The sequence below is a fragment of the Streptomyces geranii genome (genome assembly GCF_002954775.1).
In the GTDB taxonomy this organism is placed as follows: Bacteria; Actinomycetota; Actinomycetes; order Streptomycetales; family Streptomycetaceae; genus Streptomyces; species Streptomyces geranii.
In genome coordinates, this window is record NZ_PJME01000005.1 from 247,874 (window position 1) to 264,629 (window position 16,756).

14 protein-coding genes are annotated in these 16,756 nt (G+C 73.5%); 7 read left to right on the forward strand and 7 right to left on the reverse strand.

From position 1 onward, the window contains the following. Positions 1–155: 155 nt before the first annotated feature. Genes CW359_RS10045 through CW359_RS10060 form a run of 4 tightly spaced genes read right to left on the reverse strand, consistent with a single transcriptional unit; the run spans position 156 to position 4,379 of the window. Positions 156–569 carry a DUF742 domain-containing protein gene (locus CW359_RS10045; RefSeq protein ID WP_105969468.1) on the reverse strand — a complete coding sequence of 138 codons (414 nt, stop codon included), beginning with the start codon at positions 567–569 and terminating at the stop codon, positions 156–158. 22 nt (positions 570–591) lie between these two features. Beyond that, positions 592–1,029, reverse strand: a complete 438-nt coding sequence (locus CW359_RS10050; protein WP_105969469.1) for a roadblock/LC7 domain-containing protein — start codon at positions 1,027–1,029, stop codon at positions 592–594. Continuing rightward, positions 1,026–3,554, reverse strand: a complete 2,529-nt coding sequence (locus CW359_RS10055; protein ID WP_105969470.1) for a sensor histidine kinase — start codon at positions 3,552–3,554, stop codon at positions 1,026–1,028. Before CW359_RS10055 ends, CW359_RS10050 begins: the two co-directional genes overlap by 4 nt. Before the next feature lie 48 nt (positions 3,555–3,602). After that, positions 3,603–4,379, reverse strand: coding sequence for an MHYT domain-containing protein (locus CW359_RS10060; protein ID WP_105969471.1), 777 nt, complete (start codon positions 4,377–4,379; stop codon positions 3,603–3,605). A gap of 152 nt (positions 4,380–4,531) precedes the next feature. Here CW359_RS10060 and CW359_RS10065 point away from each other — a divergent pair, with 152 nt between their 5' ends. From CW359_RS10065 to CW359_RS10075, 3 genes are all read left to right on the forward strand, one after another. Continuing rightward, positions 4,532–5,212 carry a class I SAM-dependent methyltransferase gene (locus CW359_RS10065; protein ID WP_232838333.1) on the forward strand — a complete coding sequence of 227 codons (681 nt, stop codon included), beginning with the start codon at positions 4,532–4,534 and terminating at the stop codon, positions 5,210–5,212. A gap of 51 nt (positions 5,213–5,263) precedes the next feature. Continuing rightward, a complete protein-coding gene (locus CW359_RS10070) occupies positions 5,264–5,560 on the forward strand; it encodes a hypothetical protein (protein ID WP_105969472.1) in 297 nt (98 codons plus the stop codon). 136 nt (positions 5,561–5,696) lie between these two features. Continuing rightward, positions 5,697–6,611 carry a flagellar biosynthesis protein FlhF gene (locus CW359_RS10075; RefSeq protein ID WP_105969473.1) on the forward strand — a complete coding sequence of 305 codons (915 nt, stop codon included), beginning with the start codon at positions 5,697–5,699 and terminating at the stop codon, positions 6,609–6,611. Positions 6,612–6,713: 102 nt separating this feature from the next. Here CW359_RS10075 and CW359_RS10080 read toward each other — a convergent pair whose 3' ends face one another. Continuing rightward, the gene (locus tag CW359_RS10080) at positions 6,714–6,896 is read right to left on the reverse strand and encodes a hypothetical protein (RefSeq protein ID WP_105969474.1); all 183 of its coding nucleotides are present in this window, start codon (positions 6,894–6,896) and stop codon (positions 6,714–6,716) included. 302 nt (positions 6,897–7,198) lie between these two features. On the opposite strand from CW359_RS10080, the gene CW359_RS10085 reads away from it, so the two are divergent. Together CW359_RS10085 and CW359_RS10090 are read left to right on the forward strand one after the other, a co-directional pair. Further along, positions 7,199–10,063 (forward strand): DEAD/DEAH box helicase, encoded by a 2,865-nt coding sequence (locus CW359_RS10085; protein ID WP_105969475.1) that lies wholly within the window; start codon positions 7,199–7,201, stop codon positions 10,061–10,063. Next, positions 10,060–11,388, forward strand: coding sequence for an SWIM zinc finger family protein (locus CW359_RS10090; protein WP_232838334.1), 1,329 nt, complete (start codon positions 10,060–10,062; stop codon positions 11,386–11,388). The genes CW359_RS10085 and CW359_RS10090 overlap by 4 nt, the downstream gene beginning before the upstream one ends. A 60-nt stretch (positions 11,389–11,448) precedes the next feature. Here the strand turns inward: CW359_RS10090 and CW359_RS10095 are convergent, their stop codons facing one another. After that, positions 11,449–12,162 (reverse strand): hypothetical protein, encoded by a 714-nt coding sequence (locus CW359_RS10095; RefSeq protein WP_232838335.1) that lies wholly within the window; start codon positions 12,160–12,162, stop codon positions 11,449–11,451. A 410-nt stretch (positions 12,163–12,572) separates the two neighbouring features. Next, positions 12,573–13,739 carry a xylose isomerase gene (gene xylA, locus CW359_RS10100; RefSeq protein WP_105969477.1) on the reverse strand — a complete coding sequence of 389 codons (1,167 nt, stop codon included), beginning with the start codon at positions 13,737–13,739 and terminating at the stop codon, positions 12,573–12,575. Positions 13,740–13,940: 201 nt separating this feature from the next. Between xylA and xylB the strand changes: the two genes are divergently transcribed. Then, complete coding sequence (gene xylB / locus CW359_RS10105; protein ID WP_105969478.1) at positions 13,941–15,386, forward strand: xylulokinase; 1,446 nt, start codon at positions 13,941–13,943, stop codon at positions 15,384–15,386. 64 nt (positions 15,387–15,450) lie between these two features. After that, the gene (locus tag CW359_RS10110) at positions 15,451–16,659 is read left to right on the forward strand and encodes an ROK family transcriptional regulator (protein WP_105969479.1); all 1,209 of its coding nucleotides are present in this window, start codon (positions 15,451–15,453) and stop codon (positions 16,657–16,659) included. Positions 16,660–16,756: the final 97 nt, after the last annotated feature.

Here is a 16,756-nt window from a genome sequence, read left to right on the forward strand (position 1 = left end):
CGGCAACGGTCGACGTCCATGGTTCTCATCATGACAACTGCCGTTCCCCTACGGGTGGTTGGACCGCTATTAGTCCGATGTGACCGGCTCGCACCTGTTCGGTGCCCGGAAGGGTGCGCAACTCGGCCTGGTCCGAATGGATCCGCGTCGTGCATCTACAGCGCCCTCAGTCCTTCGATCACCTCGCGCAGGATGCGTTCGTCGGGCAGTTGGGCGGGCGGCACCGGGCGGCTGACCGTGACACGGCCCAGCTCCAGGAGGTCGCCGAGCAGCACCCGCACCACCCCTACGAGGAGGTCGGCGCCCGCGGCGAGTTCGGCGACGGACTGTGTCTCCGTACGGCACAGGTCGACGAGGGCCCGGTGTTCGGGGCCGAGCGCGGTGTCGTCGTCCGGGTCGGGTGCGCCCGGGTCGAGTGTGACGAGCGCGATCAGGTCGAAGCGCACTCCTGTGGGGCCGGCCTTGGTGCGTCCGCCCGTCATGGCGTACGGGCGGACAAGGGGGCCGGCCTCGTTGTCGTACCACTGGCTGCCCGGCTCCCGCGGGGTGCCTGTCGTGTCCTCGGTCATCCGCGTGGACCGCCCTCCTGCCTCATCCGGCGGCGGGCGGGCGCGCTGCGGCGCGCGGCGCCGTGTGGAGGTGCTCGCCCACACGTTTGACCAGTCGGGCCATCTCGTAGGCCACCAGGCCTATGTCGGCGGTCACCGCGGTGAGGACCGCGAGGCAGGAGCCGTCGCCCGCGGCGGCGACGAACAGGAAGCCGTCGTCCATCTCCACCATGGTCTGGCGTACGCCCCCGGCGCCGAAGTGGCGGCCGGCGCCCTTGGCGAGGCTGTGGAAGCCGGAGGCGACCGCGGCGAGGTGTTCCGCGTCCTCGCGCCGGAGATCGCTGGATGCGCCGACGGCGAGGCCGTCGTTGGACAGCACTACCGCGTGCCGGACCTCGGTGACGCGCAGGACCATGTCGTCCAGCAGCCAGTCGAGTTCGCCGGACCGCCGGTCTGCCCTCGTGCTCGGGTCCTTGATCATGCGCGGTCTCCTTCGCTGCTGTCTCTGCCCGTGTCGGTGCCCGGGGCGGCTCCGTGGCCGGGTGTCCGGCCGCCGCCGCGCGCCCAGCCGTCGCGGTAGGCCGCCATACGGTCGCGTACGGCTTCGGGGGTGCGCTTGTCCTCGCTCCGGGAGTCCGCCGTCCGGGCGGGGTCCTCGGGGCGCTGGTCGCGCAGTTGGGGGGCGAGGTTCGCCTGCCTGACGCGTCGCGGGAGGTCGTCGGACTCCTCCGCGTCGCCGGGGTCCTCGGGCGGTCGGTGCAGCCGCAAGGCGGTGACTCCTGGCGGTGGGGGTTCGGGGGCGGTCCTGGCCGGGGCGGGCGCGGGAGCCACCAGTGCGGGACGGTCCGCGGAGGCCCGGACGGGTTCCTGTGGCGGCGCGGCGGGCACGCGCGCGTACTCGCGTTCCACGGCTCGTTCCCGGTCCATCGCGGCGCGCGGGGCGCGTTCGGCCGCGCCGCTGTGCAGGAGTGCCGTGGGCAGCAGGACGACCGCGGTGGTGCCGCCGTAGGGCGAGGTGCGCAGATGGACCTTGATGTCGTGCCGTGCGGCGAGCCTGCTGACCACGAAGAGGCCGAGCCGGTCGCTGTCGAACAGGTCGAGCGCCTCGGACTGTTCGATGCGCCGGTTGGCCTCGGCGAGGGTCTCCTTGCCCATCCCGAGTCCCCGGTCCTCGACCTCCACGGCGTAGCCGTTGCCGACCGGTTCGCCGGTGATGCGCACCCTGGTGTGCGGGGGTGAGAACTGGGCGGCGTTCTCGACGATCTCGGCCAGGAGGTGCGTGAGGTCGGCGACGGCGGCGCCGGAGACGGACGCCTCGGGGAACTGGCGCACCTCCACGCGCGCGTAGTCCTCGACCTCGGAGACGGCGGCGCGGACGACGTTCGTCAGGGAGACCGGCATGCGCCAGGCCCGGCCGGGTGCGGCTCCGGAGAGGATGATCAGGCTCTCGGCGTGGCGCCGCATACGGGTGGTGAGGTGGTCGAGCCGGAACAGGTCGCTGAGTTCGTTCGGGTCGTCGGACCTGCGCTCCATGCTGTCGAGGAGGTTCAGCTGGCGGTGCACGAGGATCTGGCTGCGGCGGGCGAGGTTGACGAAGACGCCCGAGATGCCGCTGGCGAGTTCCGCGCGTTCCACGGCGGCGCGCAGGGCGGCACGGTGCACGGTGCCGAGGGCTTCGGCGACCTGCTCGGTCTCGTCCTCGGCGGGCGGACCTGGGGGCGCTTCCGCGCGGATGTCGATCTCTTCGCCCGCGCGCAGCTTCAGCATGGCCTGCGGGAGTTTGTGGCGGGCGATCTCCAGGGCGCTGTTGCGCAGGCTCACCAGCTCGACGACGAGTCCGCGTCCGATGCGTACGGAGATCACCAGGGACGCGGCGACGGCGGCGAGACCGAACAGCACCGCCGCTCCGGCGGGGCTGAGCAGGCCCCGGGTGAACGGGTCGGCCCGGTCGGCGACGTCACGGCCCGCGGCCACCTCGATGGCCCGCATACCGCCTTGCACGCGTGCGTGTGCCTTGGTCCAGGTGTCCTCGGGTGCGGCGGCCATCGCCTTGGCGCCGGGGCGGGCGCCGAGCACCTTGTCCTCGACGGTGGCCAGGGCCGCGTACGCGCCGCCTGCCGCGACCTCCTGCCAGGTGGCCCGTTCGGGGCCGCGCAGGTCCGGGGCGGTGGCTTCGACGAGGCTGCGGCGGGTGTCGACGGCTCCGGTGAACAGCCGCAGCCGCTGCCCGTCGAGGCGCCCGGCGAGCCGCGCCCCGGCGAGTACGGCGTCCTCCTGGGCCAGCGACTCTCCCGCGCGGGCGAATTCGAGCAGTACGCGCGCGTCGGAGCCGAGTTCGGCGTCCTGGATGCCGGTGAGCGCGCCGCCCACGGCGAAGGCCGCGGAGATCGTCCTGGTGTACCGCGTATACGTCTCGGCCCATCCGGTACGGCGGTCGAGCACCGAGGTGCGCAGCGTGCGCAGTTGTTCGACGTCGGCGACGAAGGTCTCCAGACGGTCCGCGACCCCGGCGGGCAGTTCCTCGCCGTCGGCGACGGTGTTGTGGTCGCCGAGGCGCAGCTTCGCCACGGCCCGGTCGGTGCGCTCGCCGAGCGTCCTGAGGTCGATGCCGGGGCCGGCGGCCGGATCGGTGGCGAGGCGTACGGCGGCCACGCGCTCGGCCTGGAGCGCGGCGACGGCGGCGGCGACCGGGGCCCGCACCTGGGAGTCGACGCGCTGCAACTGGCGCAGCCGGGCGACGTCCTGGGCCGTGGTGACGGTGGCGTACGCCCACAGTGCGAGCAGGGAGACGACCGGCACCATCAGCAGGCAGACGATCTTGGCGCGGACGGTTCCGGGCCGTATGCGCCGTCGCCCCACGCGCGCGGGTGCCTCGTCGGACGGGTCGCCGAAGGGGTCTTCGGAGCCCTCGTCGGCCGGCGGACCGGCGTGTGCGCGGCGTCCGCGCACCGGGGGCGGGGGCGCCGTCCCGGCGTCGGTTGTCGGGGTTCTACGGGGTGTACGCATGGCCTCCTCGCTCATGTGGTTCTGGCCCGCCGCGGCGGGTGCGCGCCCCTAGTGGGCGGCGACGCTCTCGGCCGGTCGCTGGGCGGACGCGGATGCCTCGCGTTCCCCAGCCGTCGGCGACAGGGCGACGAACGCCGAGGTCAGGAAGAGATAGGACCCGAGGCCGACGGCGAGGGGGAAGATGAACTGCATCGCCGTGGCCCCGGGCAGCACCTCGCCGGAGGGCGTGACGTGCACGCGCACCGCGAGCATCCCGGTGTAGTGCATGCTGCTGACCGCCGCGCCCATGACGAGCGAGGCGACGGTGACCGCGAGCGGCGACTTGATGTTCAGCGCCGCCCAGAGCGCCGCGGTGGCCGCGACGACGGCGATCACCACGGAGAGCGCGACGAGCGCGGGGTCGTAGGTCACGTCGCCGTGCAGCCGTACCGCGGCCATGCCGAGGTAGTGCATGCTCGCCACGCCCAGTCCCGTGGTGAGTCCGCCGACGAACAGCGCGCGGGCGCGGTCCTGCCCGTAGCCGACGGCAAAGACCCCGGCGGAGACGACGGCGACGGCGACGAGGAGGCTGAGGATGGTGAGCGGCACGTTGTAGCGGATGTCGGTGCCGCCGACGCTGAAACCCAGCATCGCCACGAAGTGCATGGTCCAGATGCCGGTGCCGATCGCGGAGGCCGCGGTGACGAGCCAGTTGCGGCGCGAGCGCCCGGTCGCGGCGAGCGCCCGCACGGTGCAGCGCAGCCCGAGGGCGGCGCCTATGCAGGCCATGACGTATGACAGTGCGGGGGTCAGCCAGCCGAAGGCCGCGTGGTCCAAGTGTCCCATGACCACGGGACGCTAGTGGGGGCACGGGAGCACGAAGGGGGCGCATTTCGAAAGGTAGTGAAATATGACAGGTAACTGGGTCTGAACGATCGCGTCCCGCTCGAACCTGTGCGCCATGGGATGGTTCGCGCCCGTGCGGGATCATGCGGAACATGAGCGACGACCACACGCGTGTCCAGGAGTTCTTCACCACCCGCGCGGCCGACTGGGACCGCAGGTTCCCCGACGACGGGCCCGCCTACGCCGCCGCGGTCGCCGAACTGAGGCTGGGCGAGGGCGCCCGGGTGCTCGACGCGGGCTGCGGCACCGGGCGGGCCCTGACGCCGCTGCGGGCCGCCGTGGGGCCCTCGGGAGTGGTCCTGGGCGCGGACCTGACTCCGGCCATGCTGGAGGCCGCCGCAGCAGCCGGACGTGGCCTGGACGGGCAGTTGCTGCTCGCCGACGTGGCCGCCCTTCCACTGCGTTCGGAGTCGCTCGACGCCGTGTTCGCGGCGGGCCTGGTCGCGCATCTGCCGCACCCCGCCGAGAACCTGCGGGAACTCGCGCGCGTGGTGCTCCCCGGCGGCACCCTCGCGCTGTTCCACCCGATCGGCAGAGCCGCGCTGGCCGCCCGGCAGGGCCGGCGGATCACCCCGGAGGATCTGCGCGCGGAGGCCAACCTCGGTCCGCTGCTGGCCCGTTCCGGGTGGCGCATGACGTCGTACGTGGACGAGGACGCCCGGTTCCTGGCACTGGCCGTCCGGCCGGTCCGACCCGGGCCGTCAACGGCGGACGGGGCGCTTCACCGTCACACGCCCTCTTCTGCCACCGGAACTCCGACCCTACGTTGGTAGGAGCAGATGAATGATCAACCATGGCAACCACACCGGGGGAGGGTGGTCCGCATGTTCGGCGGAATCCATAAGTCGTTCACCAGACTTCTTCATTCGTGGCGCTCCGAGGCGAGCACGGGGCAACAGAAGCGCACGCACAACCTGTTCGAGGCCGCTGCCGTGTATGTGTCGGCGTGCGCGGAGGACGACCAGGACCAGATGGACGAGGCCGTGGCCTGGGTGTCCCCGGAGGCGTTGTCCTTCGGGGTGAACGAGCTGGCTTGCCGTGCCGTCATCGCGCTGGCCAGGGAGCGCGACGAGTCGCCGCGGACGGTGGCCCGGGACCTCCTGGGACTGCCCGCCGCCTGACCGAAGCGGGTACATCCGGTCGATACCTCCCCCTCCGGTGGGAAAGCAGCAGCTCCGGGTGGGGTGGGAGTCGTGACAACGGCCTTCCGCTCCGATTAGGGTGCGCGCCGATGGACGAACCGATGGGGAGGCTGGGATGGCAGAGACGGACGAGGAGACCGTCGCCGCCGAGGACGACGCGCTCTATGTGCTCACGGCGGTTCTGCTGACGCCCGCGCAGTTCCCGAGCGTGCTGGGCGACGACTATCCGGAGGCCTGTGCGGCGCTGGGCCTCGCGCCTCTCGCCGACGGGTACGGGCTGGTGCTCGGCCAGGACGGCGACGGCGCGCGGTGGACGGTGGTCATCGACGACGTCTCCCTGGTCGCGGTCGCCGTCGCGTCGTGGGACTGCGGCATGGAGTACGACCTGTCGCCGGAGGAGCGCACGGTCGTCGCCGCCCTGCCCGGCTGGCCTCTCGCGGTGGCCGTCGCGGCTCCCGATGTGCCCGCCCCGCACGACCCGGGCCCCGAACTCACGGACCGGCCGCCGCTCGCGCCGCCGGACACCACCTCGTGGGGCCCGGCCCAGCGACGTCTCGGCGCCGACGAGATCGCCCTCCAGTGGGCGACCTGGCGGGAGCAGCTCAGCGAGGACGACTTCGCTCCTCCGGGCGGCAGGGTGACGGCGCCCGAGGCATCCGAGGGCGAGCCGGACCGGGCCGGGGCGGAACCGGACGGGACCGCGGACGCGGCCGGCTCCGCCCAGGGCGCCGCCGACCCGGCCGAGGCCATCGTGTCCCGGCCCCGTGCCGGGATCCGGCGGGTCCTCGCGGAGGCACGCGCGTATGTGGAGACGCCGCCGCCCCTCGGCCGGGTCCGCTCGTCCTTCGCTCCGGGCGACGCGCGGACACTGCGCGCCGACGGTCCGGGCTGGTCAATGGTGGCCAGGACCGATGACATCGCCTTCGTGCTGCTCGACGACGAGCCCGGAGAGGTGCTGCCGGTGGGCCGGGGCCCGGAGCTGCCCGGTCTCCTCGAAGCGCTCGACAAGATGGCCGTACGCCCCAGCTGAGCCCGCCGCCGATCGCCGCCCGGACACCTTGTGGTGCCGGGCGGCGTTCAGCTGATCAGGGCGTCAGGCGGTGCGGTGTGCGCGACTCCCGGTCGCGGCGCCTCAGCGGCCGATCTCCTTGCGGCTGAGGCGGCGCAGCCTGCGCCGCTGTGCGGGGTCCAGGGCGAGATAGGCGGCTGCCGGGACTCCCAGCACTATCAGCAGCGCGGCCCACCACGGCAGCCAGATCAACAGGATGAGCCCCGCTGCCACGCCCCCTGCGGCGATCTTCGCGTTCCTCGACATGAGTGTCGCCTCCTTCGCGGCCAGTGCCGCTCTCTGTTCTGAAAACGGGTCCGCGCTTCCCACGGTTCCGGACCGCGACCCTGAGACGTCCCTGAGACGCGACCCCTACTCACCCCTGAGGGGCGGCTCCTCACTCATACATGTGCCGCAGATGAGGGCCGGGCATGCCCGGCAGGAGATGAGACCCGGGCTGAGCCCCTGCCCTCCGACGGCCCGCGGGAGAAGCGGACCCGGCGCCGGAGTGCTGTACCCTCGGCGATCCGGACCCCCAGTAGTCAAGTTTGAGGAATGCGGCCATCGCTGTGCAGAGGATTCCCGCGGCAACACCCTCCGAGATCGCCGAACTGGCCCGCTGCTGTGCCGTGTTCGTGACCGCCGATCCGGCCCGCTCCGGCACGGTCGCGTTCTGGCGGCCCGACGGCGACACCCCGCCCGCCGTCGCCGCCGGAAGCATCGACGAACTGACCGTGATCCTGCCCGGCGACCACGGTGTCGAGCGGACGCAGGTCACCGCCGTCCTGCTCCCGGTGCGTGCGGCGCTGCCGGTCCTCACGCGTGCGCGTGCCGCCCCGCAGGCCCACCGGGCGACGGCGTTCTGGGGCACGGCCGCCGTGCTCGCCCTCCAACTGGCCGCGCGCGGGCTGCTGTTGCCCGGCCTCTCCGCGACGGATCACGACGCCTGGCGGGCCGGACCGCTGGGTGCACCGGACGTGGAGCGCGTCCGCGAACTCGCCGCCTCGATGCCCCCGGAGGCGCACTCCGTGCCGTTGGAGGGCACTCAGCCGCCCCGGCTGCCCGAGCCGGAGCGGCTGCTGCGGGCCTTCCTGGACGCGGTGGCCGACGCGCTGCCCCGCTCCCCCGCCGCCGCTCTCGCCACCGGCGGGGCCGCGTACGCGGTGCGGGAACCGCAGCACGTGCCGGAGCAGCGCCCGTGGGCCGCCGAGGTCGCCGCCGGTCACGACGCGGGCGTACGGATCTCGCTGCGGATCGAGGTACCGGGGCTGGCGTCGGCCGGGCCGGACGAGACGGCGTTGCGGTTCCGGGCCGTGCTCCAGGTGCACAGTGTGAGCGAGCCGGGGCTGGTCGCCGACGCGGCGGACGTATGGGCCGGGACCGGTGCCCCTGGCCGCGCCTTCGGCCCGCGCGCGCGGATGGACGCCCTGCTAGCGCTGCGCCGCGCGGCCCGGAGCTGGTCGCCGCTGACGCCCCTGCTCTCGGCGGCGGTGCCGGACGCCGTCGAGTTGGCGGACGACGAGGTCACCGAGCTGCTGGGGAATGGTGCCCGCGCCCTCTCCGCCGCCGGGGTCGAGGTGCACTGGCCCAAGGAGCTGGCCCGCAAGCTGACGGCCCGTGCGGTCGTCGGCCCGCCCGACGACGACGCGAACCCCGGGAAGGTCCCGTCGGACACGCCGTCCTTCCTGTCCGCCGACGCGCTGCTCGCCTTCAACTGGTGGTTCGCGCTGGGCGACCGGCAGCTCACGCGCGAGGAGCTGGACCGGCTCGCCGAGGCGAACCGTCCCGTGGTGCGGCTGCGAGACCAGTGGGTCCTCGTCGACCCCGCTGAGGTCCGCCGCGCCCACGCGCAGCAGGACCGCAAGGTCACACCGGTCGACGCGCTCAGCGCCGCGCTGACGGGCTCGACGGAGGTCGACGGGCGCCAGGTGGAGGTGCGGCCCAGCGGGTGGCTGGCGGCCCTGCGGGACCGCCTCTCGGACCCGGAGGCGCAGGACCCGGTCGGTCAGCCGACGGCTCTCGACGCGACCTTGCGCGACTACCAGTTGCGGGGCCTGAACTGGCTCGCCCGGATGACGTCCCTGGGGCTCGGCTGCTGCCTGGCCGACGACATGGGCCTCGGCAAGACGATCACACTGATCGCGCTGCATCTGCACCGGCAGACCGACGCGTCGGCGGCGGGGCCCACGCTCGTCGTCTGTCCGACGTCCCTGATGGGCAACTGGCAGCGCGAGATCGAGCGGTTCGCGCCAGGTGTGCCCGTACGCCGCTTCCACGGGTCGCGGCGCAGCCTGGAGGGCCTGGCCGACGGCGAGTTCGTGCTCACCACGTACGGCACGATGCGGCTGGACGCGGGGCGGCTGGCCGAGGCTCCGTGGGGCATGGTCGTGGCGGACGAGGCGCAGCACGTCAAGAACCCCTACTCGGAGACGGCCCGCGAGCTGCGCACCATCGGCGCACGCGCACGCGTGGCGCTCACCGGTACCCCGGTGGAGAACAACCTGTCGGAGCTGTGGGCGATCCTCGACTGGACGACCCCAGGGCTGCTGGGCCGGCTCGGGACCTTCCGCTCCCGGTACGCGAAGTCCGTCGAGGGCGGCCAGGACCCGGCCGCCGCGGAGCGTCTGGCCCGGCTCGTACGCCCGTTCCTGCTGCGGCGGCGCAAGTCGGACCCCGGCATCGCTCCCGAACTGCCGCCGAAGACCGAGACCGACCGTGCCGTGTCGCTCACCAAGGAGCAGACCGGGCTGTACGAGGCGGTGGTGCGGGAGACGCTCGCGGAGATCTCCGGCGCAGATTCCATGGCCCGGCGCGGGCTGATCGTGAAGCTGCTGACGGGCCTCAAGCAGATCTGCAACCATCCGGCACAGTTCCTCAAGGAGGACCGGCCGAGGATCGTGGGCCGCTCCGGAAAGCTGGAGCTGCTGGACGAACTGCTCGACACGATCCTCTCCGAGGGGGCGAGCGTTCTGGTCTTCACCCAGTACGTGCAGATGGCAAGGCTCCTGGAGCGGCATCTGGCGGCCCGCGGAGTGTCCACGCAGTTCCTCCACGGCGGCACGCCCGTCGCGGAACGCGAGGCGATGGTGGAGCGTTTCCAGGAGGGTGAGGTGCCGGTCTTCCTGCTGTCGTTGAAAGCCGCCGGTACGGGCCTGAACCTGACCAGGGCCGAGCACGTCGTGCACTACGACCGCTGGTGGAACCCCGCCGTCGAGGCCCAGGCCACGGACCGCGCGTACCGCATCGGCCAGAGCCGTCCCGTGCAGGTGCACCGGCTGATCGCCGAGGGCACGATCGAGGACCGTATCGCCGAGATGCTGGAGCGCAAGCGCGCCCTGGCCGACTCGGTGCTCGGCGCCGGGGAGGCCGCGCTCACGGAACTGACGGACACCGAACTGGCGGACCTGGTGCGACTGCGAGGGGGCGCGCGATGAACCGGCACGACACCGACGAGTACGACGCCGACGACCAGGACGGCGCTGCGCACGGCAGTGGCGTGTCCGGCGCCGCTCAGGAGCGCACGTTCGCGCCGCTGCCTCCTCCCCAGGGACGCGGTTTCGCGGAGACGTGGTGGGGGCGGGCCTGGCTGAAGTCGCTGGAGGACGCGGCGCTGGACTCCGAGCAGGTGCGGTCGGGGCGTCGGCTCGCGCGCGCGGGAGCCGTGGGCGCCGTGTCGGTGCGCCCGGGGCGTATCACCGCCGTCGTCCAGGACCCCGACCGCACGACGCACCGCTCCGACGTCCTGCTGCAGGAGCTGTCCGCCGACCAGTGGGACCGTTTTCTGGACATGGCCGCAGAGCGGGCCGGCCATATCGCGGCCCTGCTCGACCGGGAGATGCCCCCGCACCTGGTGGAGGACTCGGCCGCCGCAGGAGTCGAGCTGCTGCCCGGGATGGGCGATCTGGAGCCGGAGTGCGACTGCGGCGCCTGGGACCACTGCGGTCATACGGCGGCTCTCTGCTACCAGGTGGCGCGACTGCTGGACCAGGACCCGTTCGTCCTGCTGCTGATGCGTGGCCGTGGCGAACGCGCTCTGCTGGAGGACCTCCAGAGCCTCGGCGTCGATCCCGCCGACGGTTCCGCCGAGCCGGTGGGCGTGGACGCCGCCGTGGCGTACGCGGCCGGGGACATCCTTCCCGCGCTGCCCGCCCTGCCCCGGCTGCCCGACGCGCCCGGGATACCGCCGTCCCTGGACACCGAGACTCCGCCCGCGCCCGGGGTGGACGCGGGCGCGCTGGGGTTCCTGGCCGCGCGGACCGCCGTAGAGGCGCATCGGCTGCTTGCCGAGGCGCTGAGGGATCGGCACGAACAGCATCCGGTCAATGGGGAGTTGACGGTGTCCCAGGATGCCGTCCGCTTGGCCGTGGGCCGACCTTCGGGAGCTGTGTTGGACCGGCTCGCGGAGGGGTCCGGGCGCAGTCGGGAGCAGTTGGCCTCGGCCGTCCGGGCCTGGCTGTCGGGCGGTACGGCGGCGTTGACCGTCCTGGAGGAGGAGTGGAGGGTCGAGGGCGAGCAGCTCGCACGCGCGCGTGCCGCGCTCGACTCGGCCTGGGACGAGGGTGAGCGGCCGGCGCTGCGGGCGGCGCACAACCGCTGGACGGTGGTCGGCACGGGCAGCCAGCTGCGGCTGGGGCGGGACGGCCGCTGGTGGCCGTACCGGAAGGAGAGCGGCCGTTGGGTGCCCGCCGGGCGGGCGGCCCTGGACCCGGCGACCGCGCTGGCCTCGCTGGAGCACCTGGCCGCGGAGGAGGTTCTCTGACAGCCCGCGAAGGAGGCCGGTCGAGCGGCACGCACGCGTGGAGCGCGATCCGCCGGGATCTCAGGTCAGCGGTGTGGTGAGTTTCCGGGTGTCGGAGCCCAGGCCGGCGGCCAGGCTGCACGCGACCTTGTCCATGCCCAACCGGTAGCCCGCGGTGTCCGGATACTGCACCAGGCTGCCCTGGACGGTCCCCGCGGGCTGCTCGGCCGCCGCGCGCTCCAGGGGCGGCCGGCACAGGGCGGTGGCTGCCTTCTTCAAGGCGGCGTCCGTCGGGTAACCGCCCTCCAGTTCGGTCACTTTCACGACCTCCGCGTCGTGCGGACCCGCGCACGCGCGCTTCGCCGCCTGTCCGGGGTGGGCGGCGTCGGTGTCGAAGCAGTCGCCCGTGCGCAGCATGTAGTACGGCACCTCGTCGCCGGACAGTGGGATGAGTGACTCCAGGTCGCTCGGGAACTCGCTCGGCAGGTCCGTGGGGAACTCGGTCGGAACCTCGGTGGGGAAGCCGGACGGCAGCGTGGGCAACCTGGTGGGGAGTTTGGTGGGCAGTTCGGTCGGGAGGCTGAACGACGGCTCGGGTGTGTCGCTCGAACTCCGGCTGCTCTCCGGTGTGTTCTTCTTCGGGTCGCCGTCGCCTCCGGAGGCCAGGAGCACCACGGCGACGACGGCTCCGAGCACGAGGATCGCGGCGATCAGGATCAGGAGCAGGCTCGGCCCCCTGCCCGGGCGCCGGTGCCCGCCCGGATCGCCGGGCTGCCCGGGCGGCTCCGGCGGCACCCAGCCACCACCGCCCTGCGAGGGCGGTCCGCCGCCTCCCGGGGGAGGTCCATGGCCGGCGCTGCCGTTGCCCCCGTAGCGAGGGCCGTAGCCCCCGTTTCCGTAGCCTCCCCCGGAGGGCGGGCCGTAGCCATCGGGAGGTGGTCCGAAGCCACCGCCCGGAGGCGGGGTGCCCCCCGGCGGCCCGGGTGGCTGAGGCGGTACGGGCGGCATGGCCATACCGTCAAGAGTCGCCGCGAACCGGTCAGCACGCGAGCCCCGCGCGGAAGTTGATACGGGCTCATGCCATGGACCGCACGATTCCGGAGCAATCCGCGCGAGGATCGGTCACAGGGGATCACCCGGAGCACAGTCGTATGCAGCGGTGACCGGGGACGCCCGTCGGAGACGGGCGCCCACGCGCGCGTGCGTCAGCCGCGCGCGCCCAGGAGGTGGTCCATGGCCAGCTGGTCGAGCTGCTCGAAGGCCATCCCGCGCGCGGCGGTCGCCTCCACGTCGAACTCCTCGAAGGCAGAGCGGTCCGCGAGCAGGCCCGCCAGGCCGTCCGCCGCCGTCTGCTGCGCCAGCTCGTCCAGCCGCGAGGCACGCAGGGCCGCCTGGACCTCCGGGTCCGCGCGGAAGGCCGCCGCACGCTCCTTGAGGATGAGGTAGTTGCGCATGCAGCCGGCCGCCGAGGCCCACACACCGTCGAGGTCCTCGGTCCTCGGGGGCTTGAAGTCGAAGTGCTTCGGGCCCGCGTAACCGGCGCTCTCCAGGAGGTCGACCAGCCAGAAGGCGGCACGCAGGTCACCGGCGCCGAAGCGCAGGTCCTGGTCGTACTTGATGCCGGACTGGCCGTTGAGGTCGATGTGGAAGAGCTTGCCCGCCCACAGGGCCTGCGCGATGCCGTGCGGGAAGTTCAGCCCGGCCATCTGCTCGTGCCCGACCTCGGGGTTGACGCCGTACAGTTCCGGACGCTCCAGGCGCTCGATGAAGGCGAGGGCGTGGCCGACCGTCGGCAGCAGGATGTCGCCGCGGGGCTCGTTCGGCTTGGGCTCGATCGCGAACTTCAGGTCGTAGCCCTGGGAGACCACGTACTCGCCGAGGAGGTCGAAGGCCTCCTTCATGCGGTCCAGGGCCACGCGTACGTCCTTGGCGGCGCCGGACTCGGCGCCTTCCCGGCCACCCCAGGCGACGTAGGTCTCCGCGCCGAGTTCGACCGCGAGGTCGATGTTGCGGATCGTCTTGCGCAGCGCGTAGCGGCGCACTTCACGGTCGTTCGCGGTGAACGCGCCGTCCTTGAAGACGGGGTGCGTGAAGAGGTTGGTGGTGGCCATCGGCACCTTCATGCCGGTCGCGTCGAGGGCCTGGCGGAAGCGCTTGATGTGCGACTCGCGCTCGGCGTCCGAGGACCCGAAGGGGATCAGGTCGTCGTCGTGGAAGGTCACTCCGTGGGCGCCCAGCTCGGACAGGCGCTGCACCGTCTCGACCGGGTCGAGCGCACGGCGGGTGGCGTCGCCGAACGGGTCCCGTCCCTGCCAGCCGACGGTCCACAGGCCGAAGGTGAACCTGTCCTCGGGGGTGGGCTGGTAGTTCATGCCGCGGCTCCTTGCTTGCTCCGACTATTTCGTCATGGCGGTTTACAAATTAGTATGCGGAAGCATCTCTGGGAAGGGACAACGTGTCCTTGAAACGTTTCCCTGAGCAGAGACTGAGGGTGGGGACGGGTCGCCGCGACCCGGACGCGCACGGAAAACACCAGGCCAGATCCCGCGGAGCCGCGGAAGAGGGAGAGCCCGATGTCAGCAGCCGAGGGTCCGCTCGTCGTCGGCGTGGACACGTCGACCCAGTCCACGAAGGCGTTGGTCGTCGACGCGGCCACCGGACAGGTCGTGGCGAGCGGCCAGGCCCCGCACACGGTCACCACGGGGGCGGGCCGCGAGAGCGACCCGGCGCAGTGGTGGAACGCCCTGAGCGAGGCGCTGAGCCAATGCGGTGACGCGGCCCGCGAGGCCGCCGCCGTGTCGATCGGCGGCCAGCAGCACGGGCTCGTCACCCTGGACGCCCGGGGCGAGCCCGTCCGTCCGGCGCTGCTCTGGAACGACGTGCGCTCGGCGCAACAGGCCCGCCGCCTGGTCGAGGAGCTGGGCGGCGCGAAGGCCTGGGCCGAGCGCACCGGGAGCGTGCCGGGTGCCTCCTTCACGGTCACGAAGTGGGCCTGGCTGGCCGAGCACGAGCCCGAGGCGGTGCGCGCCACCAAGGCCGTCCGTCTCCCCCACGACTACCTCACCGAGCGTCTGACGGGCGAGGGCACCACCGATCGCGGCGACGCCTCGGGCACCGGCTGGTGGGCGTCCGGGACGGAGGCGTACGACGCGGAGGTGCTCGCGCACGTCGGGCTCGACCCGGCTCTGCTGCCCCGGGTGGTCCGGCCCGGCGAGGTGGCCGGTACCGTCCGCGACAGCCACGACCTGCCGTTCTCCAAGGGCACCCTGGTCGCCGCGGGCACCGGTGACAACGCCGCCGCCGCGCTCGGCCTCGGGCTGCGCCCCGGCACTCCGGTACTGAGCCTCGGCACCTCGGGCACGGTGTACGCGGTGTCGACGCACCGGCCCGCCGACCCGACCGGCACCGTCGCGGGCTTCGCCGACGCGCGCGGGGACTGGCTTCCGCTGGCCTGCACCCTCAACTGCACGCTCGCCGTCGACCGCGTCGCGGCCCTGCTCGGCCTGGACCGCGAGGCCGTCGAACCCGGCACGGCCGTCACCCTCCTGCCCTACCTGGACGGCGAGCGCACCCCCAACCTGCCGGGCGCCTCGGGGCTGCTGCACGGGCTGCGCCACGACACGACCGGCGGACAGCTCCTCCAGGCCGCGTACGACGGAGCGGTGCACTCGCTGCTGGGCGCCCTCGATCTGGTGCTCGACGCGGACGCGGACCGCTCGGCGCCGCTGCTGCTGATCGGCGGCGGCGCGCGCGGCACGGCCTGGCAGCAGACCGTACGACGGCTGTCCGGGCGGCCCGTGCAGGTGCCCGAGGCCAAGGAACTGGTCGCGCTCGGCGCCGCGGCCCAGGCGGCGGGGCTGCTGACCGGCGAGGACCCGGCCGCGGTCGCCCGCCGCTGGGGCACCGCCCGGGGGCCGGTCCTGGACGCGGTGGAGCGGGACCAGGCGACGCTGGACAGGATCGCCGGGGTACTCTCCGACGCATCGCCGCTGCTGGAGCGGGGTACGGGTGCCGGCTGACGCGCCCGGACCGACGTGAGCGCAAGTCCACGGAGGCCGACACCCACTGAGGGCTGAGGGAGGCATGACCGCACCGCTGCACGAGGCCCGACCGCCCGGCGCCGGCGCTCAGCTGGCGGACACCCAGCAGGGCATGCGCCGCCGCAACCTCGCGCGCGTGATGCACACCGTCAGCGCCGAGGGACCGCTCTCCCGCGCCGCGGTCGCCTCACGCATCGGGCTGACCCGGGCGGCGGTGTCGACCCTCGTGGACGAGCTGATCCGCTCGGGGCTCCTCGAAGAGCTGGGCCCCGAGCGGCCCGGCCGAGTGGGGCGCCCCGGGTCTGCGCTCGCCGTGAGCGGACGTGGGCCGGCCGGGATCGGCGCGGAGGTCGGCGTAGACCATCTCGCGGTCTGCGCGGTCGACCTACGGGGCGAGGTGCGGGCGCGCGCCGTGCGCCACGGCGCCAATCGCGGGCGCTCCCCCGAACCGGTGATCGAGGAACTGACCGGTCTGGTACGGAAGGTGATCGCCGACGCGGAACACGAAGGCCTGTGGCCGGCCGGTCTCGCGGTCGCCGTGCCGGGTCTCGTGGCCCGCGACGGGCGTACGGTCGTCCGCGCCCCCAACCTCGACTGGCACGACACGGATCTCGGCGCCCTGCTGCCCGCCGGGTTCCCGCTGACCGTGGACAACGAGGCCAACCTGGGCGCGCTGGCGGAACTCTGGCTCGGCGAGGGCACTCCGCCCGACTTCCTGCACGTGTCGGCCGAGATCGGCATCGGCGCGGCGGTGGTCGTGGACGGGCGGCTGCTGCGTGGAACACGGGGTTTCGCGGGCGAGTTGGGGCATGTGCCGGTGTGGCCGGAGGGTCCGCAGTGCGTGTGCGGCGGTCGTGGGTGCCTGGAGCAGTACGCGGGTGAGGAGGCGCTGCTGCGGGCGGCGGGCGTCGAGCCGGGCGAGGACCGCGTCGGGCTGCTCGCGGAGCGTGCCGCCCAGGGCGACCCGGACGTACGGCGGGCGCTGGACGGGGCCGGTACGGCGCTCGGGATCGCGCTGACCGGGGCGGTCAATCTGCTGGACCCCGAGACGGTCGTGCTGGGCGGTGCGCTGTCCGGGCTCGCGCCGTGGCTGCTGCCGTCGCTGGAAGCGGAACTGGACCGGCGTACGGCGGGACCCGCCTGCACGGTGTCGGTGTCGCGGCTGGGGCCGGAGGGTCCGCTGCTGGGCGCCGCGCACTCGGTGGTGCGGGCGGTGCTGGACGATCCGGGGGCGGTGGCGGGCCGAGGCTGAGCGGCCTCGCCGCACGAGGTGGTGGCGGGCAGGGACTGAGCGGCCTCCGCCTCCCGACCTGCTGCGATCGGCCGTGCAACCCGCCGCCTTCACCCGT